Origin of the sequence: Antarctobacter sp., assembly GCF_048262615.1 — a bacterium.
Classification (GTDB): Bacteria; Pseudomonadota; Alphaproteobacteria; order Rhodobacterales; family Rhodobacteraceae; genus Antarctobacter.
Genome location: NZ_JBLXFB010000001.1, coordinates 136507 through 158376, shown reverse-complemented (window position 1 = coordinate 158376; position 21870 = coordinate 136507). Strand labels below are relative to the sequence as shown.

The 21870-nt window shown below is 65.6% G+C and carries 24 protein-coding genes and 1 pseudogene; 4 read left to right on the top strand and 21 right to left on the bottom strand.

The annotated features are described in order from the left end of the window. Window positions 1–33: 33 nt before the first annotated feature. The 8 genes from ACN0S5_RS00800 to ACN0S5_RS00765 all read right to left on the bottom strand — a co-directional run bounded on the left by ACN0S5_RS00800 (window position 34) and on the right by ACN0S5_RS00765 (window position 4572). Window positions 34–339 carry a hypothetical protein gene (locus ACN0S5_RS00800; protein ID WP_323770114.1) on the bottom strand — a complete coding sequence of 102 codons (306 nt, stop codon included), beginning with the start codon at window positions 337–339 and terminating at the stop codon, window positions 34–36. A 54-nt stretch (window positions 340–393) separates the two neighbouring features. Continuing rightward, the gene (locus ACN0S5_RS00795) at window positions 394–954 is read right to left on the bottom strand and encodes a hypothetical protein (protein ID WP_417205076.1); all 561 of its coding nucleotides are present in this window, start codon (window positions 952–954) and stop codon (window positions 394–396) included. Further along, complete coding sequence (locus ACN0S5_RS00790; protein ID WP_417205508.1) at window positions 951–2171, bottom strand: NADH-quinone oxidoreductase subunit D; 1221 nt, start codon at window positions 2169–2171, stop codon at window positions 951–953. Before ACN0S5_RS00790 ends, ACN0S5_RS00795 begins: the two co-directional genes overlap by 4 nt. Window positions 2172–2190: 19 nt before the next feature. Beyond that, entirely contained in the window at window positions 2191–2334 is a 144-nt protein-coding gene (locus tag ACN0S5_RS00785) for a hypothetical protein (protein ID WP_417205075.1), read from the bottom strand. Further along, entirely contained in the window at window positions 2331–2942 is a 612-nt protein-coding gene (locus ACN0S5_RS00780; protein ID WP_417205074.1) for an NADH-quinone oxidoreductase subunit C, read from the bottom strand. The genes ACN0S5_RS00785 and ACN0S5_RS00780 overlap by 4 nt, the downstream gene beginning before the upstream one ends. Window positions 2943–2952: 10 nt before the next feature. After that, on the bottom strand, window positions 2953–3486 hold the full coding sequence (locus ACN0S5_RS00775; RefSeq protein ID WP_094035600.1) for a NuoB/complex I 20 kDa subunit family protein: 534 nt from the start codon (window positions 3484–3486) through the stop codon (window positions 2953–2955). Further along, window positions 3477–3842 (bottom strand): NADH-quinone oxidoreductase subunit A, encoded by a 366-nt coding sequence (locus ACN0S5_RS00770; protein WP_323770111.1) that lies wholly within the window; start codon window positions 3840–3842, stop codon window positions 3477–3479. The genes ACN0S5_RS00775 and ACN0S5_RS00770 overlap by 10 nt, the downstream gene beginning before the upstream one ends. A gap of 349 nt (window positions 3843–4191) precedes the next feature. Continuing rightward, window positions 4192–4572 carry a hypothetical protein gene (locus ACN0S5_RS00765; RefSeq protein ID WP_417205072.1) on the bottom strand — a complete coding sequence of 127 codons (381 nt, stop codon included), beginning with the start codon at window positions 4570–4572 and terminating at the stop codon, window positions 4192–4194. A gap of 88 nt (window positions 4573–4660) precedes the next feature. On the opposite strand from ACN0S5_RS00765, the gene ACN0S5_RS00760 reads away from it, so the two are divergent. Next, window positions 4661–5098 (top strand): hypothetical protein, encoded by a 438-nt coding sequence (locus ACN0S5_RS00760; RefSeq protein WP_417205071.1) that lies wholly within the window; start codon window positions 4661–4663, stop codon window positions 5096–5098. Window positions 5099–5105: 7 nt separating this feature from the next. On the opposite strand, the gene ACN0S5_RS00755 is transcribed toward ACN0S5_RS00760, so the two are convergent. The 11 genes from ACN0S5_RS00755 to ACN0S5_RS00705 all read right to left on the bottom strand — a co-directional run bounded on the left by ACN0S5_RS00755 (window position 5106) and on the right by ACN0S5_RS00705 (window position 16267). Further along, entirely contained in the window at window positions 5106–5882 is a 777-nt protein-coding gene (locus tag ACN0S5_RS00755) for a crotonase/enoyl-CoA hydratase family protein (RefSeq protein WP_417205506.1), read from the bottom strand. An 8-nt stretch (window positions 5883–5890) separates the two neighbouring features. After that, window positions 5891–6496 carry a class I SAM-dependent methyltransferase gene (locus ACN0S5_RS00750; protein ID WP_417205070.1) on the bottom strand — a complete coding sequence of 202 codons (606 nt, stop codon included), beginning with the start codon at window positions 6494–6496 and terminating at the stop codon, window positions 5891–5893. A gap of 1 nt (window position 6497) precedes the next feature. After that, window positions 6498–7352, bottom strand: a complete 855-nt coding sequence (locus ACN0S5_RS00745; protein WP_417205069.1) for a hydroxymethylglutaryl-CoA lyase — start codon at window positions 7350–7352, stop codon at window positions 6498–6500. Between the two features lie 109 nt (window positions 7353–7461). After that, on the bottom strand, window positions 7462–8148 hold the full coding sequence (locus tag ACN0S5_RS00740; RefSeq protein WP_417205067.1) for a glutathione S-transferase family protein: 687 nt from the start codon (window positions 8146–8148) through the stop codon (window positions 7462–7464). After that, window positions 8145–10085: an acetyl/propionyl/methylcrotonyl-CoA carboxylase subunit alpha gene (locus tag ACN0S5_RS00735; protein ID WP_417205065.1), complete on the bottom strand. Its 1941-nt coding sequence runs from the start codon at window positions 10083–10085 to the stop codon at window positions 8145–8147. Before ACN0S5_RS00735 ends, ACN0S5_RS00740 begins: the two co-directional genes overlap by 4 nt. Window positions 10086–10196: 111 nt before the next feature. Continuing rightward, on the bottom strand, window positions 10197–11795 hold the full coding sequence (locus tag ACN0S5_RS00730; protein WP_417205064.1) for a carboxyl transferase domain-containing protein: 1599 nt from the start codon (window positions 11793–11795) through the stop codon (window positions 10197–10199). A 40-nt stretch (window positions 11796–11835) separates the two neighbouring features. Then, a complete protein-coding gene (locus ACN0S5_RS00725) occupies window positions 11836–13410 on the bottom strand; it encodes an AMP-binding protein (protein ID WP_417205062.1) in 1575 nt (524 codons plus the stop codon). After that, a complete protein-coding gene (locus ACN0S5_RS00720; RefSeq protein ID WP_417205061.1) occupies window positions 13377–13859 on the bottom strand; it encodes a lysozyme inhibitor LprI family protein in 483 nt (160 codons plus the stop codon). The genes ACN0S5_RS00725 and ACN0S5_RS00720 overlap by 34 nt, the downstream gene beginning before the upstream one ends. Window positions 13860–13870: 11 nt before the next feature. Next, entirely contained in the window at window positions 13871–14257 is a 387-nt protein-coding gene (locus ACN0S5_RS00715) for a hypothetical protein (RefSeq protein ID WP_417205059.1), read from the bottom strand. Window positions 14258–14296: 39 nt separating this feature from the next. Then, entirely contained in the window at window positions 14297–15460 is a 1164-nt protein-coding gene (locus tag ACN0S5_RS00710) for an isovaleryl-CoA dehydrogenase (protein WP_417205057.1), read from the bottom strand. 153 nt (window positions 15461–15613) lie between these two features. Further along, on the bottom strand, window positions 15614–16267 hold the full coding sequence (locus ACN0S5_RS00705; protein ID WP_417205055.1) for a DUF1236 domain-containing protein: 654 nt from the start codon (window positions 16265–16267) through the stop codon (window positions 15614–15616). A gap of 316 nt (window positions 16268–16583) precedes the next feature. On the opposite strand from ACN0S5_RS00705, the pseudogene ACN0S5_RS00700 reads away from it, so the two are divergent. Beyond that, window positions 16584–16993, top strand: a pseudogene (locus ACN0S5_RS00700) (CreA family protein); the annotation flags it as partial. Here the strand turns inward: ACN0S5_RS00700 and ACN0S5_RS00695 are convergent. Next, a complete protein-coding gene (locus tag ACN0S5_RS00695; protein ID WP_417205054.1) occupies window positions 16984–18189 on the bottom strand; it encodes a DegT/DnrJ/EryC1/StrS family aminotransferase in 1206 nt (401 codons plus the stop codon). The pseudogene ACN0S5_RS00700 and the gene ACN0S5_RS00695 sit on opposite strands and share 10 nt — an antisense overlap. 114 nt (window positions 18190–18303) lie before the next feature. Here ACN0S5_RS00695 and ACN0S5_RS00690 point away from each other — a divergent pair, with 114 nt between their 5' ends. Further along, window positions 18304–19605 carry an MmgE/PrpD family protein gene (locus ACN0S5_RS00690; RefSeq protein WP_417205052.1) on the top strand — a complete coding sequence of 434 codons (1302 nt, stop codon included), beginning with the start codon at window positions 18304–18306 and terminating at the stop codon, window positions 19603–19605. 113 nt (window positions 19606–19718) lie between these two features. On the opposite strand, the gene ACN0S5_RS00685 is transcribed toward ACN0S5_RS00690, so the two are convergent. Continuing rightward, window positions 19719–20393 (bottom strand): HAD-IA family hydrolase, encoded by a 675-nt coding sequence (locus ACN0S5_RS00685; protein WP_417205051.1) that lies wholly within the window; start codon window positions 20391–20393, stop codon window positions 19719–19721. Between the two features lie 107 nt (window positions 20394–20500). Here ACN0S5_RS00685 and glmU point away from each other — a divergent pair, with 107 nt between their 5' ends. Then, window positions 20501–21856 (top strand): bifunctional UDP-N-acetylglucosamine diphosphorylase/glucosamine-1-phosphate N-acetyltransferase GlmU, encoded by a 1356-nt coding sequence (gene glmU, locus ACN0S5_RS00680; RefSeq protein WP_417205049.1) that lies wholly within the window; start codon window positions 20501–20503, stop codon window positions 21854–21856. Window positions 21857–21870: the final 14 nt, after the last annotated feature.

Here is a 21870-nt window from a genome sequence, read left to right as displayed (position 1 = left end):
CGGGCGCGGCTTCGGCCCCGTGGGCCGCAGTCATCAGGTCGCCGCGGGCGCGGCTTCGGTCTTGGGGGCGCAGGCACCGGTCACAAGGCGCACGCCGCCGTTCGACAGCGTCACCGCTTCGCCCTGATCGACCTTGTATTGCGCAACAGTCACCAGCTTTTCACGCGGCATCCCGGTTTGCAGTTCCACCGGCAGGTAATCGCTTTCCGTCGCCAGATCGCACCCGATAGAGGTGACGGCGGCGTCAAAGGACAGCAGGTCTTCCTCTGTCACGCCTTCGGGCAGGATACAGCCCGACACCAGCGCCACCGCGACCATGGCAATTGCAGTCTTCTTCATCCTGTCGTCCCTCACGTCACACAGCCATTTTCGTGGCACACTTCCCGGCCCGTATTACGGGCAGTCCAATAGCCGCGCCGTCCCTGCGTCGCGATCCACAACAACCTGACCGTTCCGGACCAGCCGTTCGGCGGCATCTTCGGTGATTTCCCCGATTTCTTCGATGCCGTCGGGCGTGAGCGGCCCCTTGTATCCGGTCATCGTCGCCAGATTGTCGGCCAGAACGCTTTGAAACTGGTCTTCGCCTTCGCGGAAATTCACCACGCAGCTGACGTCTTTCAGCGACTTGATCACCGCCGGCAGCAGCGTCTCGATCGGCATACGCTCCAGCGCCTCGATAAAGTCGCCCTCATCGGTCAGTTTCGCCATCCGCGCCTTGGACATCTTGGCGGCGGCCTCGGGGCCAAGGACGGGCACGCATCTGCTCATGAAAAGATAGGCCTCGTCCGGTCCCTCATCGAGCTCGCAGTAAAAGATGTGGCGGCCGCTCTCGATGACCAGACCGTCATCGATGACGCCCTTGATCTCATAGCTGAAGCGTTCGTTGAACTCCGGCAGGTCCTGCGCCAGCGCAGGGGCCGCAACCAACGAAAAGAGGGCCAGCCAAGCTCTCATCTGTCGATCTCCCCGAACACCACGTCCATCGTGCCGATGATCGCCGCCACATCGGCCAGTTGATGGCCCTTGGCGACGTGATCCATCGCTTGCAGGTGCAGATAGCCCGGTGCGCGGATCTTGGCGCGGTAAGGTTTGTTGCTGCCATCGGCCACAAGGTAGACGCCGAATTCGCCTTTGGGGGCCTCGACGGCGGCGTAAACCTCACCCTCGGGGACGTGAAAACCCTCTGTGTACAGCTTGAAGTGGTGAATCAGCGCCTCCATCGAGCGCTTCATCTCGCCGCGTTTGGGCGGGGTGATCTTGCCACGGGCCAGAACCTCGCCCTGCCCTTCGGGGGCGCGGAGCTTTGCAATCGCCTGATGCATGATCTTCAGCGACTGACGCATCTCTTCCATGCGGACCAGATAACGGTCATAGCAGTCGCCGTTCTTGCCGACAGGGATCTGGAATTCGAACTCGTCGTAGCATTCATAGGGCTGCGCGCGGCGCAGGTCCCACGCAAGGCCAGAGCCCCGCACCATGACGCCGGAAAAGCCCCATTCGTTGATCTCTTCTTCGTTCACCACGCCGATATCGGCGTTGCGCTGCTTGAAGATGCGGTTTTCGGTCAGCAGCCCGTCGATGTCCGCCAGAACGCGCGGGAAGTCATGCGCCCATTCCTCGATATCGTCGATCAACTCGGGCGGCAGGTCCTGATGCACGCCACCGGGCCTGAAATAGGCCGAGTGCAGCCGCGCGCCGCAGGCGCGCTCATAGAAAACCATCAGCTTTTCGCGTTCCTCAAACCCCCACAGCGGCGGCGTCAGCGCGCCCACGTCCATGGCCTGCGTGGTCACGTTCAGCAGGTGGTTCAGGATGCGGCCGATTTCGGAATACAGCACCCGGATCAGCGAGGCACGGCGCGGCACCGGCGTGCCGGTCAGCTTTTCGATGGCCAGACACCAGGCGTGTTCCTGGTTCATCGGCGCCACGTAATCCAGCCGGTCGAAATACGGCAGGTTTTGCAGATAGGTCCGCGATTCCATCAGCTTTTCGGTGCCACGGTGCAGCAGGCCGATATGCGGGTCGCAGCGCTCGACGATCTCGCCATCCAGCTCCAGCACAAGACGCAGCACGCCGTGGGCCGCCGGGTGCTGTGGGCCGAAGTTGATGTTGAAATTGCGGATCTTCTGCTCGCCCGTCAGGGCGTCTTCGAAACCTTTGGAGCCGTCCATCATGGGATCATTCCTTCAATCAGACCAACGCGCCGATCAGCACCGCAATCACGCCGCCCACAGCCCCGAAAGCCAGTGGCAACGCAGTGAGTTTCCAGAACTCCGACCGTTCCGGCTGGCGGGATTCGGCACGTGTCGGCGCGGATCGGCCTTCCCGCGTCATCCCTTTGCCTCTTCCGTCTTCTCGTCACCCGGCAGCACGTAGTGCGCGCCTTCCCACGGAGACATGAAATCGAACTGCCGGTATTCCTGCACCAGGCTCACCGGCTCATAGACGACGCGTTTCTGCTCATCGTCATAGCGCACCTCGGTGTAGCCCGTCGTCGGGAAATCCTTGCGCAGCGGATAGCCCCGGAACCCATAGTCCGTCAGGATGCGGCGCAGGTCCGGGTGGCCGGAAAACAGGATGCCGAACATGTCGAACACTTCGCGTTCGAACCAGTTGGCGCTGGGATGCACCGTCACGATGGACGGCACCATCTCATCCTCGCGGATGCCCACCCGCAGGCGGATGCGGTGGTTCTGGTACATCGACAGAAAGTGATAGACCACGTCAAAGCGTTTGGGCCGCGCCGGGTAATCCACCGCCGTGATATCCACCAGAGTGGAAAACCGGCAGGTCGGGTCGGTCTTGAGAAACTCGACAAAGCCGCGAATGTTCGACGGGGCCACGTCGACGTTCAGCTCGCCATGGGTGACGTCCCATGTGATCACGCAGTCGGGGCGCTTGCTCTGGATATGGCCGCCCAGTTCGTTGAGTGCGTCTGTCATGGCTTTCCCCTTAGCGGACCAGCGTGCCGGTGCGGCGGATCTTTTTCTGCAACGCAAGGATGCCGTAGACCAGCGCCTCTGCCGTCGGCGGGCAGCCGGGCACATAGATATCCACCGGCACAACACGGTCGCAGCCGCGCACGACGCTGTAGGAATAGTGGTAATAGCCGCCACCGTTGGCGCAGGACCCCATCGAGATCACATAGCGCGGTTCCGGCATCTGGTCGTACACCTTGCGCAGCGCCGGGGCCATCTTGTTGGTCAGCGTCCCGGCGACGATCATCACGTCGGACTGGCGCGGGCTGGCGCGCGGGGCAAAGCCAAAGCGTTCCACATCGTAACGCGGCATCGCGGTGTGCATCATTTCGACCGCGCAGCAGGCCAGACCGAATGTCATCCAGTGCAGCGACCCGGTGCGCGCCCAGTTGATGATATCCTCGGTCGAGGTCAGCAGGAATCCCTTGTCCTGCAAATCGCGGTTCAGGGCCTGAGTGGCCACCTCGCGGTCAGGCCCCGCGGTGTTCGCTCCGGTCATCACTCCCATTCGAGCGCCCCTTTCTTCCATTCGTAGGCAAAGCCGATGGTCAGCACGCCCAGAAACACCATCATCGACCAGAAGCCCAGCATCGACACATCCTTGAACGCCACCGCCCACGGGAACAGAAAGGCAATCTCAAGGTCGAAGATGATGAACAGGATCGAGACAAGGTAGAACCGGACGTCGAACTTCATCCGCGCATCGTCAAAGGCGTTGAAGCCGCATTCATAGGCCGACACCTTTTCCGGATCGGGATTGCGCACGGCGATGATCACCGCGGCAAGGATCAGGACAAGACCTAGACCGATGGCAATGGCCAGAAAGACAAGGATGGGAAGGTATTCCCGCAGCATCTCTTCCAAGACGTGGCTCCTTTAGGGATCGGGCGCATGGGCGCTTGGCTTACTGTCCCATATAACCGCCTCATGGCAGGGTCAACACAGCCCGAAAGCATTCAAATCCCTGCGAATAAACAGATTTCGCACGCGCAGCGAGATTTCCCTTTATACACAATAGGATGCGGAAAATGCCGGAAAAATCACCGGATTAATCCCGCGCCCAAGCGTCGCGCCCGCCCCCTGCTCCAAGGCGTCCTTGGCTGGTCCCCGGAGCCGTGCCGCCACAACAGGCCAAGGACATGTCGCCGGTACAGAATGTCCTGCCAAAGGGCTGGCGGCTGGGCGATGGGCTCCCGAGTCCCCGCCCGTCCCCTCACACCATGGTGGAAATCATCACATAGGCCGCCAAGCCCGCCATCACCAGAACCACCGGAAACCACAGCGCCCGCTCCGGGGCCGAGGGCGTCACGCCATTCAACACCGCGCTGACCGCGCTCACCGTCACCGCCGCCCACCCGGTCCAGCGCGGCCAGTCCAGACCGGGGAACCCCGCCGCCGACAGCACCGCAAGCGCCTGAAACAGCAGCACCGGAACCGAAACCGCCGCCACAATCCGACCCGACAGCAGCAACCGTCCCGGATGCCGCCCGCCCTGGGTCCAGCGCCCCAAGGGCGCGCCACCGATCAGCGCGCACTGGAAAAACACGACCGCCAGACAGGCGGTGGCATAGAGATGGGCCATCTGGACGATCATGTCCCGCTCCGTCACATTCTCGACTTTGGACAGGGGCCTGCCCCATGATACCCTTCACCGCAACCGCCCCACGACAGGACACATGCCTTTGACCCGCCACTGCCTGATCCTTTTGCTCTGCCTCCCGGTGCCGCTGCCGGCGCAGCACAACCTGTCGGAAACGGGCGAAACCGCGCTGCCCTGTCCGGGGCCGTCACGGGCGATACCGCTCACCCCGGCGGGCGATCTGGATCTGGACGGCAGGACCCGCCACCTGACCTTTGGCCCCGACCTGCGGGTCTGCTTTAACGCGACCGATGTGACGGTGATGGACGGCGCAACCGAACCCATGGCCATTGCCTGCACCGCCATCCGCGACAGCGACGATGAGGGGCTCGGGCATTATTTCACCGCCGAAGGCATCCCCCATCACCTCTGGTTCCACATCGACGCCACCGAACCCGCGCCGTCGCTGCAAATCGGCCTCTACCGCGAAGAGGCCGAACTGGCCTGGATCGACACCGCCGTCCCGATCTGCGGCGGCTAGGCCCGCGTCAGGCCCAGGGGGCGGGGCGCTTGTCGAAAAAGGCGGCGATTCCGGTGCGCGCCTCCGTGGTCTCCCAGCGCTCGGCCAAGGCGTCGATGGCCCCCTCCACCGCCTCCGGCGTGACCTCCCCCGCCAAACGGCGCAACAGCGCCTTGGCGTCGCGCACGGCACCGGGTGCGCAACCCAGATAGGGGGCCACCTCGGCCTCGACGGTCTCGTCCAGCGCATCCGCCCCGGCGACCCGGTTCACCAGCCCCAGCCGCACCGCCTCATCCGCCCCGAAGATGCGCGCGTTCATGAACACCTCCTGCGCGTTCCGCGCGCCCATCCGGTGGATCACATAAGGCCCGATATTGGCCGGGATCAGTCCCAGCTTGACCTCCGTCAGACCGAATTTCGCGGTGTCCACGGCGACCGCAACATCACAGACAGAGATCAACCCCAGCCCGCCGCCAAAGGCGTTGCCCTGCACCCGCCCGATCAGCGGCTGCGGCAGCGCATGCAGCGCGCCCAATGCCGTGGCGATACGCGCCGATTCCACCCGCCGCGTGGCCCGGTCCATCTCGAACTGTTCGCGCATCCATGCCAGATCGCCCCCGGCGCAGAAACTCCGCCCCTCGGCGGCCAGCACCACCACCCGCACATCGTCGTCGGTCGCCAGCGCCTTGGCCGCCGCCTCCAGCTCTGTCATCATCTGCGCCGACAGCGCGTTGTGCTTGTCGGCGCGACACAGCCGGATCTCCGCCACGCCGCGCCCGTCCCGGCGCACTTCGATATAGTCCATACTGTCCCTCATTGCTCTTTCTCCCGCCGCAACAGGCTGATCTGAAACCGCTGTTCACCGCCGCCGGGCGTCACATGCACAAACCGCTCCGACGCCTCCAGCCGCAGACCGGCCCCCAGCGCCGACAACAGATCCTCCGGCGCATAGCGCCTCACCGGCAGGCCGGAACACCGCTCCGGCCCGTCCTCGGCAAAGGTCGCGATCACCGCCGCCCCACCCGGACGCAGCCCCGCCCGCAGGCCGTTTGCATAGGCCAGACGATCCTCCGGCGTGGTCAGGAAATGAAACACCGCCCGGTCATGCCAAAGGTCAAAAGGCACAGCGGCGCGCCAGCGCGTGATATCCCCGGCAACCCAGGCAATCTGCGACGCCCCCGCGCCCAGTCTCTCCTGCGCCAGGTCCAGCGCCGTGGTGGAAATATCCAGCACGGTCACCTCCCAGCCCATCCCGCGCAGACGACCCGCCAGCGCCGAGGTGCCACCGCCGACGTCAATCGCCCGCCCCGGCACCAACCCGGCCCGCGCGATCATCCGCAAAGAGGCCTCGGGCGCGGCCTCAAACCAACTGACGCGATCTCCGGCGCAATAGGCCGCGTTCCAGTGCGCGCGATCCATCTCAGCCGCGCCGCATCGCCTGCGCCATCTCTGCCCCGCGCCTCAGGACCGCCCGGTCCAGACCGGTCTCGTAGCCAAGCGCGACCAGATGATCGTGCACCGCCTCTGTCGCCACGTTCCCCGCCGCGCCGGGCGCATAGGGGCACCCGCCAAGCCCGCCGACCGCCGCATCAAAAACCCGCACCCCCCGCGCCAAGGCCACGTCGATGTTCTCCAACGCCCGGCCAGAGGTGTCGTGAAAATGCCCCGCCAGCCGTGCGGCAGGCAATTCCTCTAGCACCGCGCCCAACATGGCCTCCACCGCCTCCGGCCGTCCGCGCCCGATGGTGTCGCCCAGCGACACCTCGTAACACCCCATGTCCCGCAACGCGGCGACAACCCGCGCCACCGCCTCCGGCGCCACCGCCCCGTCATAGGGACAGTCCACCACGCAGGACACATAACCCCGCACCGGCAGCCCCGCCTTACGCGCCGCCTCGGCCACCGGCACAAACCGCGCCAGCCCCTCATCCACCGAGGCATTGATATTGGCCCTGGAAAAGCCCTCCGAGGCCGCGCCAAACACCGCCACCTCATCGGCCTTCGCCGCCAAAGCCCGCTCCAGCCCCGTCAGGTTGGGCGTCAAAGCGGCGTAGGACACCCCCTCCACCCGGCGGATCCCGGCCAGAACCGCGCCACTGTCGGCCATCTGCGGCACCCATTTCGGACTGACAAAAGACGCGCACTCGATCCGCCGGAACCCGGCCCCCGCCAACAGATCGACCAGGGCCACCTTCTCCGCCGTGGGAATGGCGCGCTTTTCGTTCTGCAAGCCGTCGCGCGGCCCGACCTCAAAGATCTCGACGTAGTCCGCCATCACAGCCCCCGGTTTCTTCTGTCCAAAAATATCCAAAACCCCCGAGCACACCGCCGCAGGCGGGGCGCGAGACAACCAGCGCGCCGCAGGCGCACAATCGGATCCCCCCCTATGCCTCGGGCACGGGATAGAAATCCTTGTCGTAGAACCGCTGCGGCCCTTCGCGCGCCACCGCGCGGCGGTTCGCCTCGCGCGCCTCGATCCGCGCCTTGTAAGCGGCCACCCGCGGGAACCCGTCCAACCGGACATAGTAGGGCACCGCAAACAGGTTGAACCCCATCATCACATCCGCCGCCGAGAATCCCGAGGGCAACAGCCAGTCCCGCGCCCCCAGCCGGTCCTCCATCCCCTGCAAGGTCTGGCGCAAACGTGCCACGGTCAGCTTGACCACCACCGGAGAGGGTTTCGCCGGGGGCCGCAGAAACACCATCATCAGGTTGAGCTGTTCGATCAGGCTCGCCTGCGTTTCGGCGTAATGAATCCATTGCAGGTAGGCGGGCCGCTCCGGATCGCCGGGCGGACGGCCCAACGCAGGCGCATAGGTCTCTGTCATGTATTGAACGATGGCGCCGCTCTCGCTCATCTCCAGACCGTCGATCACCACCGCCGGAATCCGCACCGCCGGTGAGATCCGGCCCAGATCGCTCTCGCGCATCTCCTTTGTGCCGATCCGGTGCTCGACGATCTCCAGCCCGCCAAAGCGCTCCAGCCCGATCTCCTCCAGCAGCCAGAGCACCCGGAAGGAGCGCCCGTATTGCACATGGTGCAATGTCACTGTCGGTTTCGCGTCCCTCATGCGTCTTCCTCCTCGACCAGCACCACCAAGGGCGCGCCCGCCTCGACCTGATCGCCCTCCGTCACCAGCACCTCGGCCACCTGCCCGGCGCGGCCCGCGCGCAGCGTGTGTTCCATCTTCATCGCTTCCAGCACCACCAGCCGGTCGCCTTCTTCGACCGCCTGCCCGACGGCCACATGCACCGACACGACCCGCCCCGGCATCGGCGCAAGCGCCCCCGCCGCCGCCTGCGCGCCTGCGCCGCGCGCCAGGGGATCGGGCCGCGCAAAGCCGACGCCATAGTTGGCATACACCGTCACACGCTCTGGCGTCACAAAGGCACCGGCAGCGGGCTGCCCGTCAAAGGTCCAGCCCCGCGCGCCGCGGAGCGCCGCAACCTCCTGCTCCGAGACCAGCACCAGCGCGCTGTCCGGCCCGCGCAGCTTGACGCCAATTTCGCGGGTCTCGCCGCCCTGTTCCAGCACCACCGCGCGCCATTCCGGCCCCCATAGGGTGAACCCCGCGTCCCAGCCCTGCGCGTTCAGCAGACCCAGCGCCGCCATCGCCGCCTCGGCCCAGACCTGCGGCGTCACCTCTGCCGCAGCCGTCAAAGCCTCAAGGTCACGCCCGATCAACCCGGTGTCCACCTCACCACGGGCAAACCCCGCGTGTTCGGCCAGCGCGCCCAGAAACCCAAGGTTGGTCACCGTCCCGGCCACCCGCGTGTCGCGCAGGCCGCGCGCCAGACGGCGCAGCGCCACCGCGCGGGACGGCCCATGCACCACCAGTTTGGCAATCATCGGATCGTAATGCGGGCTGATGGCATCGCCCGAGCGCACCCCGGCCTCGGCCCGCACGCCTTCGGGAAAGGCCAGTTCCGCCAGCGTCCCGGTGGCGGGCAAAAAGCCTGCGGGCACATCCTCGGCATAAAGCCGCGCCTCAAAGGCATGGCCGTTGATCGTCAGATCGTCCTGAACCGCGGGCAGAGGTTCCCCCGCCGCCACGCGAATCTGCCATTCGACCAGATCGACGCCGCAGATTTCCTCGGTCACCGGGTGTTCCACCTGAAGCCGCGTGTTCATCTCCATGAACCAGAAGCCATCGGGCCGCAGCCCGTCGGAGCCGTCGACGATGAATTCCACCGTGCCCGCGCCCTTGTAGGCGATGGCCTCGGCGGCCTTGACCGCCGCCTGCCCCATGGCGGCGCGCATCTCGGGCGTCATGCCCGGCGCGGGGGCCTCTTCGATCACCTTCTGGTGGCGGCGTTGCAGCGAACAATCCCGTTCGAACAGATGCACCGCACGATTGCCGTCGCCAAAGACCTGCACCTCGATGTGGCGCGGACGCTGGATGAACTTTTCCAGCAGCACCGCGTCATTGCCAAAGGCGGTGCGCGCCTCGGCCTTGGCCCGCTCCAGCGCGTCGACAAAATCCTCTGGCCGCTCGACCAGCCGCATCCCCTTGCCGCCGCCGCCCGCGACCGCCTTGATCAGCAGCGGATAGCCGACCTTCTGCGCCTCGACCTCCAGATGGCCGGGGTCCTGGTCTTCGCCCATGTAGCCGGGCACAACCGGCACCCCCGCCGCCTGCATCAGCCGCTTGGCCGCGTCCTTGAGACCCATCTGCCGGATCGCCTGCGCCGATGGCCCGATAAAACTCAGCCCCGCCGCCTCGACCGCCTGCACAAAGTCCGGGTTTTCGCTGAGAAACCCATAGCCGGGATGGATCGCCTGCGCGCCGGTGGCCTTGGCCGCCTCGATGATCACATCGCCGCGCAGATAGCTTTGCGCGGGGGCCGCCCCGCCGATGCAAACCGCCTCATCGGCCAGTTCCACGTGCAGCGCATCCGCGTCCACGTCGGAATGCACCGCGACACAGCGCACCCCCATGGTTCGGGCGGTCCGGATCACGCGGGCCGCGATCTCGCCCCGGTTGGCAATCAGGATGGTGTCAAACATGGTTTTGTCCTTCCGACCGGTGCGCCGGTGTTCCGGCTGTGCCATCGCAGAGGCGGATGGCCTGTGCATGGGTTGTGCATGGGTTGTGCATGATGTGTGTCCCCTGCAAAATCACATCCGGAACACGCCAAAGCACGTGTCCTCAATGGGCGCATTCAGCGCCGCGCGCAGGCTGAGCGCCAGCACGCCCCGCGTCTTGCGCGGGTCGACGATGCCGTCATCCCACAGCCGCGCCGAGGCATACAGCGGGTGCGACTGGCGTTCGAACATGTCCAGCGTCGGCTGTTTGAACGCGGCCTCTTCCTCTGCCGACCAAGAGCCGCCGGACCGTTCGATCGCGTCGCGTTTCACGGTGGCCAGAACCCCCGCCGCCTGCGGTCCGCCCATGACGGAAATACGGCTGTTGGGCCATGTCCACAGGAACCGCGGCTGATAGGATCGCCCCGCCATGCCGTAGTTGCCCGCGCCAAAAGAGCCGCCCACCAGCACCGTGACCTTGGGCATCGAGGTCGAGGCGACAGCCGTCACCATCTTGGCCCCGTGCCGGGCGATGCCCTCATTTTCGTATTTGCGCCCCACCATAAAGCCGGTGATATTTTGCAGGAAAACCAAGGGGATCTTGCGTTTTGAGCACAGTTCGACGAAATGCGCGCCCTTCGCGGCGCTTTCACTGAACAGCACGCCGTTGTTGGCGACGATGCCGACATCCATGCCGTGCACCTTGGCAAAACCGCAAACCAAGGTCTCGCCGAAGCGGGGTTTGAACTCATCAAAGTAAGAGCCGTCCACCAGCCGCGCGATGACCTCGCGGATGTCATAGGGCGTGCGCAGATCGGCGGGCACCACACCCAGCAATTCGTCGGGATCATAGGCCGGGGCCTCGCCGATCATCGACAGGTCCGCCGCGCCGCCACCCAGTGAGCCGACCGCGCGCCGGGCCAGCGCCAGCGCGTGGGCGTCATCCTCGGCCAGGTAATCCGCCACGCCGGAAAGGCGCGTGTGAACGTCGCCGCCGCCAAGGTCCTCGGCGGTGACCACCTCGCCCGTCGCCGCCTTGACCAGTGGCGGACCGGCCAGAAAGATCGTGCCCTGTTCCTTGACGATGATGGAAACATCAGACATCGCAGGCACATAGGCCCCGCCCGCCGTACACGACCCCATCACCACGGCAATCTGCGCAATGCCCTTGGCCGACATCCGCGCCTGATTGTAAAAGATCCGGCCAAAGTGGTCGCGGTCCGGAAACACCTCGTCCTGATTGGGCAGGTTCGCACCACCTGAGTCCACCAGATAGACGCACGGCAGGCGGTTTTCCTCGGCGATCTCCTGCGCGCGCAGGTGTTTCTTGACCGTCATCGGGTAGTAAGTACCGCCCTTCACGGTGGCGTCGTTGCAGACCACCATGACCTGCCGCCCCTCGACCAGCCCGATCCCCGCGATCACCCCCGCGCAGGGCGCGGCCCCGTCATACATGCCATGCGCCGCCGTAGCGCCGACTTCCAGAAACGGCGAACCGGGGTCCAGCAGGTTTGTCACCCGCTCACGCGGCAGCATCTTGCCCCGGCTCACATGCCGGTCGCGGGATTTCTGGCCACCGCCCGCCGCCGCCTGTGCCGCTGCGGCCTCGATCTGCGCCAAAGCGTCCAGATGGGCCTTGCGGTTCGCGGTAAAGGCCTCGCCCGCTGTCAGCACCTGGGATTGCAGTTTCATGTCCTCGACCCCTTGTTATTCATCTCGCAGATGGGCTGTTTCATGTCGTTTCCGCCGCCGCCATGGCCTTGAGCTCCTTGCGGATCACCTTGCCGGTGACCGTCATAGGCAGCGCCTCGACAAAGGTGATTTCCCTTGGATAGGAATAACTTGCCAGCCGTTCCTTCACCCATGACTGAAGTTCCTCCGCCGTGACCGTCACCCCCGCCTTGGGCACCACGTAGGCCTTGACGATCTCGGTGCGCAGCGCGTCGGGTTTGCCCACCACCCCCACCGTCGCCACGCCGGGATGGGTCAGCAGGCAATCCTCGATCTCGGCGGGTCCGATGCGATACCCCGCAGAGGTGATCACGTCATCCTCACGCCCGACAAAGCGGATGAACCCATCTTCCACGACGCCGCGATCCCCGGTCACCAGCCAGTCGCCGCGAAACTTGTCCGCCGTCGCCTGCGGGTTCTGCCAGTACTCCAGCATCATCGAGGCACAGCCGCGCCGCACGGCAATGTCGCCCTCACCATCGGTGACCTGCCCTGCCGCGTCGATCACCGCCACGTCAAACCCCGGCACCGCGCGGCCAAGGCAACCGGGCCGCGCGCCGAACAATGCGCCGCAGGAACTGGCCACCATGTTGCATTCGGTCTGGCCGTAGAACTCATTGATGGTGACGCCAAAGGCCTGACGCCCCCAGGCCAGCATTTCCGCACCCAAGGGTTCACCGCCGCTGGCGACAGAGCGCAGGCCCGGCAAACGCATGTCCGCCGCCTTCATCATCCGCAAAGCTGTGGGCGGGAAAAACACATTCCGAACAGAGTGTTTCCGGACGATCTTTGCGCAGTCATCCAGATTGAACCGCCGCATCCGCACGGCGACAACCGGTACCCCCAGCGCAAGCCCCGGCATCAAAACGTCGAACAACCCACCAATCCATGCCCAATCGGCGGGCGTCCACAACAGGTCGCCGGATTGGCCGAGGAAATCATGGCTCATCTCGACCCCCGGCAAATGGCCCGTCAGGACGCGGTGCCCGTGCAAGGCCCCCTTGGCCTTGCCGGTGGTGCCGGAGGTATAGATCAGCACGGCGGGCGTGTCCGGACCGCTGTCAATCGCCGGACCCTCTGCACCGTCAGCGGGCAGATCACTCTCGCGCAGGACGTCCAGATCAAAGGGGGCCAGCATACCCGCGCCCTCCTCATCCGTCACAACAACCCGCGCGCCGCTGTCCTCCAGCCGGGCGCGCAGGGCGTCCTCACGGAACAGCATGAACAGCGGGACAGAGATCGCGCCCATCCGCCAGCAGGCCAGATGCGCGGCGGCACAGAGCGGCGACTGGCTGAGCAGCACCCCCACCCGGTCGCCCGCCTGCACACCACGCGCCACCAGCCCCGCCTGCACCCGGCGCGACAGATGCGCCAGTTGGGCGTAGGTCACGTCCGCGCCGCTGGCGTGGTCGATGATCGCCACCCGGTCAGGCGCGCGCAGCACCCAGCGGTCACAGGCCTGCTCGGCCATGTTCAGTCGGGCGGGCAGATCCCAGCGAAACCCGGCGCGCAAGGCGTCATATGTGGGCGCGGGTGTCAGCATCAGCCGGGGGTCACCATGCTTTCGATGTACCATGTCTGCTTTGCGGTCTCGCGCATCATACATTCCGCACCCGCCGGTCCCGCCCCGGTGCCGCCGCCCCAATGGCTGCGTTCATAGGCACAGGTCGCGTCGCGGAACCTGATCCAGGCGCGCTGCATCTCACGCAGGGCATCCACCTGCGAGGGGCCAAAGCCGCCGTTGTCCACATCGGATTGTTTGGCGAAATCCATCGCAAAGCCATACGACAGGTTCAGCCGGTCGTCCCACCATTCGAACTCGCGGCTGTAACAGCCGCTCATCCCGACGGTGCTGTAACCGCCGTCCGTGTCGGTGATGCAGGCCTCGGCGGACAGGCCGATGCAGCTGCGGAAATCGGCGCCGGACCCAAGGCAGGTTTCGGTCGCATCGGATGAAAACGCCAGTTCCTGCGCCGCCGCCGGGGCAGCACACAGGGTCAGGGCAAGGATCGAAAAAGCGCGCATTGCGGATCTCCTCAGGTTTCTGGGCGGCGCAGGCCACTGTCCGGCGCGACGCCTGTACTATGCGGGGTCAAGCCTCGCACAAACTGACCCAAACGGTCGACGTCGTATTGATACTGCCGGGACGGATCATTCGACGGTCCGCAGAATATGCGCAGCCAGATCCCCGTGTCCTCGCCGGGGTAGGCCACACAGTCGCTGACCCGCGCGCCGGTCCCGGTGCCATCCTGCGCGCGGTCCTTCAGATACCGCTGCGCGTAGGCCGCGATCACTTCGCCCTCTGTCAGGTTGGCGGCGATCCAGCCCAGCCGGAAAAAATGCACCGCCATCAGCGAGACCAACGCCACAAGCGGCATCCACCATACCCAGCCCGGCATCATCCCCCCTTTGCGATCCGCCACCCGCCTACTCCAGTGCGCGCCGCAGCCCCGCCCCTATTTTCACAGCATGGCCGACATCAGTTCGCGCCCGACCAGCATCCGGCGAATCTCGGACGTGCCTGCGCCGATTTCCATCAGCTTGGCATCGCGGAACAGCCGCGCCACCGGCGCATCGGCAAGGAAGCCCGCGCCGCCAAGCGCCTGCACCGCCTGATGCGATTGCACCATCGCCTGTTCGGAGGCGTACAGACAGCAGGCCGCCGCGTCCTGCCGCGTGACCTGCCCCCGGTCGCAGGCCTTGGCCACCTCGTAGACATAGGCGCGGGCCGAGTTCATCGCCGTGTACATGTCGGCGATCTTGCCCTGCATCAGCTGAAAGTTCCCGATCGGCTGGCCGAATTGCTTGCGCTCGGACAAGTAGGGCATGACCTCATCCAGACAGGCCGCCATGATCCCCAGACCGATGCCCGCCAGCACGACGCGCTCATAATCAAGGCCCGACATCAGGACGCGCACGCCCTTGCCCTCTTCGCCAAGGATGTTCTCGAACGGCACTTCGACGTTGTCAAAGATCAGCTCGGCTGTGTTCGACCCACGCATCCCCAGCTTGTCGAAATGCGGGCTGGTGCTGAAGCCGGTCATCGACTTTTCGATCAGGAAGGCGGTGATGCCCTTGGCCCCGGCCTCTGGGTCCGTCTTGGCGTAGACCACCAGAGTGTCGGCGTCCGGCCCGTTGGTGATCCAGTACTTGTTGCCATTCAGAACAAAGCGGTCGTTCCGCTTTTCGGCGCGCAGCTTCATGCTGACTACGTCCGATCCGGCTCCCGGTTCGGACATCGCCAATGCGCCGACATGTTCGCCCGAGATCAGGCCCGGCAGGTATTTCTGCCGCTGCGCATCCGTGCCGTTCAATTTGATCTGATTCACGCAGAGGTTGGAATGCGCCCCGTAGGACAACGACACGCTGGCAGAGGCGCGCGCGATCTCTTCGACCGCGACGGTATGGGCCAGATAGCTCATCCCGGCACCGCCGTACTCCTCAGGCACGGTCACGCCTAGCAGACCGAGGTCGCCCATTTCCTTCCACAACTCAGGCGGAAAGACGTTCGAGCGGTCAATCTCTGCCGCCATCGGCTTGACCCGCTCCTGCGCCCATTTGTGGACCATCTCGCGCAGCGCCTCGACGTCTTCGCCAAGGTCGAACTTCATCGTTGCCGTGAACATTGCCGCTCCCCCCCCTCCCCGGTTAATGAACAACTGTTCAATAAATTCGTATCAGGCCTGCGCGAGTCGGTCAATCCGGGACTTTCGCGGCCCCAAAATGCAAAAAGGGCGGCTCCGCAGAGCCGCCCGAGGCAGGTTAAAGTCCTGTGTGGCTTAGCGCACCACGTAAACGATGGTCCGTTCGGTCGGGTCCACCAGCACCGGCTGACCGTTCACGTAGACATAGCGCAGATCCGAGTCGGGGATCTCGACCAGTTCGACCGTTTCCGGCAGGATCGCGCCGGTCACGACTTCGCCTTCGAGATAGACAGGCTCCACCGTGTTGGTGCGCACATAGGTCACGACGCGCGCGTCCGGTTGGGCGGCAGCGCCCGCGCCCCCGGCCAGAAGACCGCCCGCCACGGCACCGACCGGCCCGGCGATCAGGGCACCTGCCACGGCCCCCACGGTGCCCGCGCCGGCAAAGGCCTCGACGTCTTTCGAATTGTCATAGGTCACGGTGCCTACGATCACCTCGGCTTCCGGCTCGACGATCGCGGTTTCGGCGTCTTCGATCATGGCGGTCAGATAGGCACCATAGGCCCAGCCCTCCTGGCCTTCATAGCTCACCTTGCACCAGTTGACCTCGTCAAGGCAGCCGTCGACCTCGGCCTGATCCTGCCCGGTAATCACACCGGTGATCTCATACTGCGGGCCCGGGCCGGAACGGATGTTGAGGTCGGTCACGGCAGTTGCCGTGGTTGCGGCAGCCACGGAACCGGCGGCGAAAATGGCGGTCGAGGCGGTCAGCATTGCTGTACGAAGCATTGGTTTCTCCTTCTCTATCCTGTTTGACGAAGCGCAAGCAGCGCGGCGTTCGAGGGCACAATCAATTTCCCCCCGCCTTGGTTCCAACCTCTCCACTATATTTTCCCCGCGCGCGAAATTGCGCCAAAACAGGTGGTTACAGCGGCAACTTCACGCTGACCCGAAAAACAGAATGGAACCCTGGGCGCAACCGCGCTGACCCGCGCCGCAGTGTTGCGGAACTGCCCGGACCGGCCGGGCATTTGCACCGCAAGGCCATGACGCGCCCATGACAGGAGGGACTGAAATGTTCCATCTCCGCCTTTGTGCCCCCGCGATGATCGCCCTTTCCCTGACTGGCCCGGCGCCGGCCGAACAGGTCGGCGAAATCGGCGTCGACTGGGTCGGCAACGACATCATCATAGAGGCCATCGCCGATCCCGACGTGGACGGCGTCACCTGCCACCTTGCGTATTTCGAACGTGGATTGCTGGACCGCCTGGGAAAAGGCAACTGGTTCGAGGACCTGTCCGACGCCTCCATCTGGTGTCGTCAGAGCGGGCCGATCGGGACGAAATTGGCGAGGACGGTTTTCGCACATCGCCCTCCATGACCTAAAAATCGCTGTGCGTCGTCAAACGTATCTTCGACGCGGCCAACCAGACGTTTATCTACGTCGGCCAGGCGCGCGAGCTGACCGAGGGCTCTGCCAAGGTGTCGATGTCCACCGTTCCGCTCTACAACTCCGGCGCTGGCAACTGGAACACCGCGCCCACCTCGGCCCGGATAATCCGCGCGACCTGTGCGCAGTCTTCAAGGCTGAAGGTCAGCGGCAAGCGCATGTCGACAATCCCGCGCAGCACCCGGTCGCTGGCGGGCATCGGCTGCGACGGCGCATAACGCCAACTGTCATAGCGAGAGGTAAACCCCGAAGGTTCCGCGCCGCCGAACCACTTCAGCTCGACCCCGCGTGCCGCGCAGCGCGCCAGCACCTCTTGCACCGCCTCGCGCGTCCAGTCCAGCAACAGGAACTGGATCGAAGAGCCGACAAAGCGCTCGGCTGCCGGACGCTCGGTCAGGCGCAGCCCCGGCGTCCCGCGCAGGCCCTGCTCGACCACGGCGTAGCGGTCGTTCCACCGCGTGACCTGTGCCTCCAGCGCGCGCATTTGTGGCCGCAGGATGGCCGCGCGCAGATTGTCCATCCGCCCGGAAATGTTCGGCGTCACGTATTTCACCCGCTCAAAGACCTCCGGTCCCGGCGCGGCCAGATGGCGTTCGTACAGCATGTAAGACCCCGACAGCATGATCGCGCGCGCGGCGATCTCTGCGTCATCGGTCACCAGAAAGCCGCCCTCGCCAGAGTTGACGTGTTTGTAGGTCTGCATCGAATAACAGCCGACCGCACCGTGCCGCCCCGATGGCTTGCCGTTCCATTCCGCGCCCATGGTATGGGCGCAATCCTCGATCACGGTGATCCCGGCGGCGTCGCAGATCCGCATCAAACGGTCCATGTCACACAGATGGCCGCGCATATGCGACAGCATCAAAACCTTGGCCCGGTCCGCCTTGGCGGCCAGATCGTCAAGGTCGATCACCAGATCCTCTGTTACCCCCACATAGACCGGCACCGCGCCGACGCCTGCGATGGCGCCGGGCACCGGGGCCAGCGTAAAGGCATTGGTCAGCACGGTCTCTCCGGGCTGGACGCCCACGGCGCGCAGCGCGCAGCCAAGCGCATAGCCGCCAGAGGCCACCGCGACGCAATAGCGCGCGCCGGTTTGCGCCGCGAATTCCTGCTCCAGCAGGGCCGTCTGTGAGATCTCGCCCGGCGCGGTGTTGTAGCGATGCAACCGACCGCTCTGCATGACCTTAACCGCCGCGGCGATGGCCTCTGCCGGGATGGGTTCTTGCTGGGTGAAACTGCCGGTGAAACGTTCTGTCATGACGCTGTTTTGGCGCAGGCGCGGCGCGGCGGTCAATCCATTCGCGACCATTGTCCCGCCGCGCAGGTCGCTTTTCGCGAAATGGCTCTGCGCCGGTGGCGCTAGGCTGATGACATGACAGTCGCTGATTTCATCCACGGGTTACGCTGGTCTGACCTGCCCGACGCGGTCCGCGCGCAGGCACGGCGTTGTCTGCGCGACCTTCTGGGGGTCGCCGCCGGAGGACTGGGGACCAGGATGTCCCGGATCATCCGCGACCATGCCGCCGAGGATTTTACCGGCGCGACGCCCCTCCTGTTCGACGACCGTCGCGCGGCCCCCGCCGCCGCCGCAATGGCAATGGGCATCAGCATCGACAGTCTGGATGGCCACGACGGTTATAACCCCTCGAAGGGGCACATCGGCTGCCCGCTGCTGCCCGCGCTGCTGGTGTTCGGGCATCAGGCGCAGATCTCGGGCGAAGAGTTCCTGACCGCGCTTGTCATGGGATACGAATTTGGCGCGCGCGCCGCCGAGGCACAGCACGCCACCTGCCCCGACTATCACACCTCTGGCAGTTGGGGCGCGGTGACGGCGGCGGCGGCGGGCGCGCGGCTGTTGGGGCTGGACCGGGACCAGACGCGGCACGCGCTGGGGATCGCCGAATATCACGGCCCGCGCAGCCAGATGATGCGCTGTATCGACTGGCCCACCATGGTCAAGGACGGCTCTGGCTGGGGCGCGATGTGCGGCGTGTCGGCCGTGCAACTGGCGCGGCGCGGCTTTACCGGCGCGCCCGCGATCACGGTGGAGGACGCGCCGGGGTTTTGGACCGGGCTGGGTGAGGACTGGCGCATCCTGCGGCAGTATTTCAAACCCTACCCTGTCTGCCGCTGGGCGCAGGCCCCGGTCGAGGGCGTTCTGGCGCTGCGGCGGGCGCATGGGCTGACCTCAGTCGATGTGGATCACATCGAAGTAGACAGCTTTCACGAGGCGACCCGGCTGGCGACGGCGCGGCCCCTCACCACGGAAGAGGCGCAGTATTCGACCTCATTTCCCTGCGCCGTGGCGATGACGCGTGGCGCTCTTGGCCCCGAGGATCTGGACGGCCCGGCGCTGCGCGACCCTGAGATCCTGCGCCTGTCCGAGGGGCTGGTCATGGCCGAGGATGCGCAGGCCAACGCGGTCTTTCCGGGCACGCGGCTGGCGCGGGTCAGGCTGGTGCTGCGGGACGGGCGGGTATTGGAAAGCGACTGGATGACACCGCGATGGGACGCCGAGGCGCCGCCCTCGGAGGCGGAGCTTTCAAGGAAATTCCATGCCCTTGCCGACCCGGTTCTGGGCCGGGACCGGGCCGAGGCGATCGAGGCGGCCATCGCCCGGCTGGAGGCGGCCCCCCTGACGGCGCTGACGGAGCATCTGTTTCATGCGCCTTGAGGCGGTGTCCACGCGTGGCGCGGAATCGCGTCTATAAAAATCAATGGGTTACAGAGACGGTTTTATCTCTTGTTAACCACCCCCACAGGCGCGGGACGGTCACATGGCGCGGCTCAAGGGGTGCCGATCAGCCGCCCCACCGCGCCCTGCAACTCGTCGAAATGGTCGATCAAGGCCTCGGGGTCCAGCGCGCGCACCGCCTGTCCCTCTGGCGAGAAGGTAACAAGCACGCAAGGAACCCCGGCCGCCCGCGCGGTGGTGCGGTCGGTGTCACTGTCGCCGACCAGCAGGGACGCTGACCGCCGACCGCCGCATTGATCGACCGACGCCCAATAAGGCGCGACATCGGGCTTGCGCGTGGGGCCGGTATCCGCGCCGATCAGCGAGCCGAACAGGTCGCGCACCCCAAGGCGCTGCAACAGGGTCTCTGCCAATGCCTCGGGCTTATTCGTGCAAATGCCCACGGCGTAATCCGCCGCGCGCAGCGCCTCGACCGCCGCGACCGCGCCGTCGTACAGGTGCGTGTGGACGTCGATAGCCTCGCCGTAGATGTCCAGAAAGCGGGGAAACCATGCCTCGACCGCCGCGTCGCTGTAGCGCCCCGCCCGCGTCAACCCCTCTGTCAGCATGCGGCGCGCACCGCGCACCGCGATGGCCGCATCGGCCACCGGGTCCAGCCGCACCGCCTCTCCCATCCCGGCAAAACAGGCATTGGCCGCCGCGATCAGATCGCCGCTGGTGTCGGCCAGCGTGCCGTCCAGATCAAAAATTACACAATTCCGGGCCATTCGCGTCTCCTGTCACATGCCGCAATGCAGAGTGAACGACGCCACCTTGCGCCACCATGCCAACCCGATAGAACGGGCAACGAAAAGACGCAATTACGGAGCAGGCCATGCGCACCGCCCTCATCATACTGGCTGCCGGCAAGGGCACCCGCATGAAATCGGATTTGCCCAAGGTCCTGCACCGGATTGCCGGGGGCCCGATGCTCTGGCACGCCATGCGCGCAGGCGCTGCATTGGAGCCTGAGCGCACGGTGGTTGTCGCCGGGCACGGGTTTGACGCGGTTGCCGCCTCGGCGCGCGACTACGACCCCGACGTGGCGGTTGTCGAACAGGCCGAGCAACTGGGCACCGGCCATGCGGTGTCACAGGCGCTGCCCGCGCTGGAGGGGTTCGAGGGCGATGTGGTGGTCCTGTACGGGGATACGCCGTTTATCTCCGAGACCACGCTGGAGGCAATGCGCGCCGCCCGCGCCAGCCATGACGTTGTGGTGCTGGGGTTCGAGGCGGCAGACCCGGCGCGTTATGGCCGGTTGGTGGTGGACGGCGACGATCTGGTCAGGATTGTCGAGTTCAAGGATGCCACGGATGAAGAACGCGCCATAACCCTTTGCAATTCAGGCGTGATCTCCGCCGATGCCGGTCTGTTGACCGCCCTGCTGGGCAAGGTCAGCAACGACAATGCCAGCGGTGAATATTACCTGACGGATGTGCCGGGCCTTGCCCGCGCCGAGGGACACAGCGCCACGGTTGTGCGCTGCCCCGAGGCCGAGACGCTGGGCGTCAATTCGCGCGCCGATCTTGCCTTTGCCGAGGCGGCGTTTCAGACCGCCGCCCGCGCCGCACTGCTGGATCAGGGTGTGACCCTGCAAGCGCCCGACACGGTGCAACTGGGCTGGGACACGGTGGTGGGCCGCGACGCGGAGATCGAGCCCTATGTGGTCTTTGCCCCCGGCGTGACCATCGAATCCGGCGCGCGCATCCGCGCGTTTTCCCATCTTGAGGGCTGTCACGTCAGCCGTGGGGCGGTGGTGGGCCCCTATGCCCGCCTGCGCCCCGGCGCGGAACTGGCCGAGGACGTGCATGTGGGCAACTTTGTCGAGATCAAGAACGCCCACCTGCACGAAGGGGTCAAGGCCAACCACCTGACCTATATCGGCGACGCGGACATAGGGGAAAAAACCAACATCGGCGCAGGCACCATCACCTGCAACTATGACGGTGTGTTCAAACACCGCACGGTGATTGGCAAAAACGCCTTTATCGGGTCCGACACCATGCTGGTGGCCCCGGTGACGGTGGGGGACGGCGCGATGACCGGGTCGGGATCGACCATCACGGCGGATGTGCCTGCCGGTGCGCTGGCGCTGGCGCGCGGCAAGCAGGAGGTCAAGCCCGGCTTTGCCACCAAGCTGATGAACATGCTGCGCGCGAAGAAGGCAAAACAACAGCAGACGCAGGGCTGACCGGCCCCGCGTGG

Excerpts from the sequence above, each read along its gene's own strand:
- ACN0S5_RS00800 (WP_323770114.1), bottom strand. The coding sequence starts at position 339 with ATGAAGAAGACTGCAATTGCCATGGTCGCGGTGGCGCTGGTGTCGGGC.
- ACN0S5_RS00795 (WP_417205076.1), bottom strand. The coding sequence starts at position 954 with ATGAGAGCTTGGCTGGCCCTCTTTTCGTTGGTTGCGGCCCCTGCGCTG.
- ACN0S5_RS00790 (WP_417205508.1), bottom strand. The coding sequence starts at position 2,171 with ATGGACGGCTCCAAAGGTTTCGAAGACGCCCTGACGGGCGAGCAGAAG.
- ACN0S5_RS00785 (WP_417205075.1), bottom strand. The coding sequence starts at position 2,334 with ATGACGCGGGAAGGCCGATCCGCGCCGACACGTGCCGAATCCCGCCAG.
- ACN0S5_RS00780 (WP_417205074.1), bottom strand. The coding sequence starts at position 2,942 with ATGACAGACGCACTCAACGAACTGGGCGGCCATATCCAGAGCAAGCGC.
- ACN0S5_RS00775 (WP_094035600.1), bottom strand. The coding sequence starts at position 3,486 with ATGGGAGTGATGACCGGAGCGAACACCGCGGGGCCTGACCGCGAGGTG.
- ACN0S5_RS00765 (WP_417205072.1), bottom strand. The coding sequence starts at position 4,572 with ATGATCGTCCAGATGGCCCATCTCTATGCCACCGCCTGTCTGGCGGTC.
- ACN0S5_RS00755 (WP_417205506.1), bottom strand. The coding sequence starts at position 5,882 with ATGGACTATATCGAAGTGCGCCGGGACGGGCGCGGCGTGGCGGAGATC.
- ACN0S5_RS00750 (WP_417205070.1), bottom strand. The coding sequence starts at position 6,496 with ATGGATCGCGCGCACTGGAACGCGGCCTATTGCGCCGGAGATCGCGTC.
- ACN0S5_RS00745 (WP_417205069.1), bottom strand. The coding sequence starts at position 7,352 with ATGGCGGACTACGTCGAGATCTTTGAGGTCGGGCCGCGCGACGGCTTG.
- ACN0S5_RS00740 (WP_417205067.1), bottom strand. The coding sequence starts at position 8,148 with ATGAGGGACGCGAAACCGACAGTGACATTGCACCATGTGCAATACGGG.
- ACN0S5_RS00735 (WP_417205065.1), bottom strand. The coding sequence starts at position 10,085 with ATGTTTGACACCATCCTGATTGCCAACCGGGGCGAGATCGCGGCCCGC.
- ACN0S5_RS00730 (WP_417205064.1), bottom strand. The coding sequence starts at position 11,795 with ATGAAACTGCAATCCCAGGTGCTGACAGCGGGCGAGGCCTTTACCGCG.
- ACN0S5_RS00725 (WP_417205062.1), bottom strand. The coding sequence starts at position 13,410 with ATGGTACATCGAAAGCATGGTGACCCCCGGCTGATGCTGACACCCGCG.
- ACN0S5_RS00720 (WP_417205061.1), bottom strand. The coding sequence starts at position 13,859 with ATGCGCGCTTTTTCGATCCTTGCCCTGACCCTGTGTGCTGCCCCGGCG.
- ACN0S5_RS00710 (WP_417205057.1), bottom strand. The coding sequence starts at position 15,460 with ATGTTCACGGCAACGATGAAGTTCGACCTTGGCGAAGACGTCGAGGCG.
- ACN0S5_RS00705 (WP_417205055.1), bottom strand. The coding sequence starts at position 16,267 with ATGCTTCGTACAGCAATGCTGACCGCCTCGACCGCCATTTTCGCCGCC.
- ACN0S5_RS00695 (WP_417205054.1), bottom strand. The coding sequence starts at position 18,189 with ATGACAGAACGTTTCACCGGCAGTTTCACCCAGCAAGAACCCATCCCG.
- ACN0S5_RS00690 (WP_417205052.1), top strand. The coding sequence starts at position 18,304 with ATGACAGTCGCTGATTTCATCCACGGGTTACGCTGGTCTGACCTGCCC.
- ACN0S5_RS00685 (WP_417205051.1), bottom strand. The coding sequence starts at position 20,393 with ATGGCCCGGAATTGTGTAATTTTTGATCTGGACGGCACGCTGGCCGAC.
- glmU (WP_417205049.1), top strand. The coding sequence starts at position 20,501 with ATGCGCACCGCCCTCATCATACTGGCTGCCGGCAAGGGCACCCGCATG.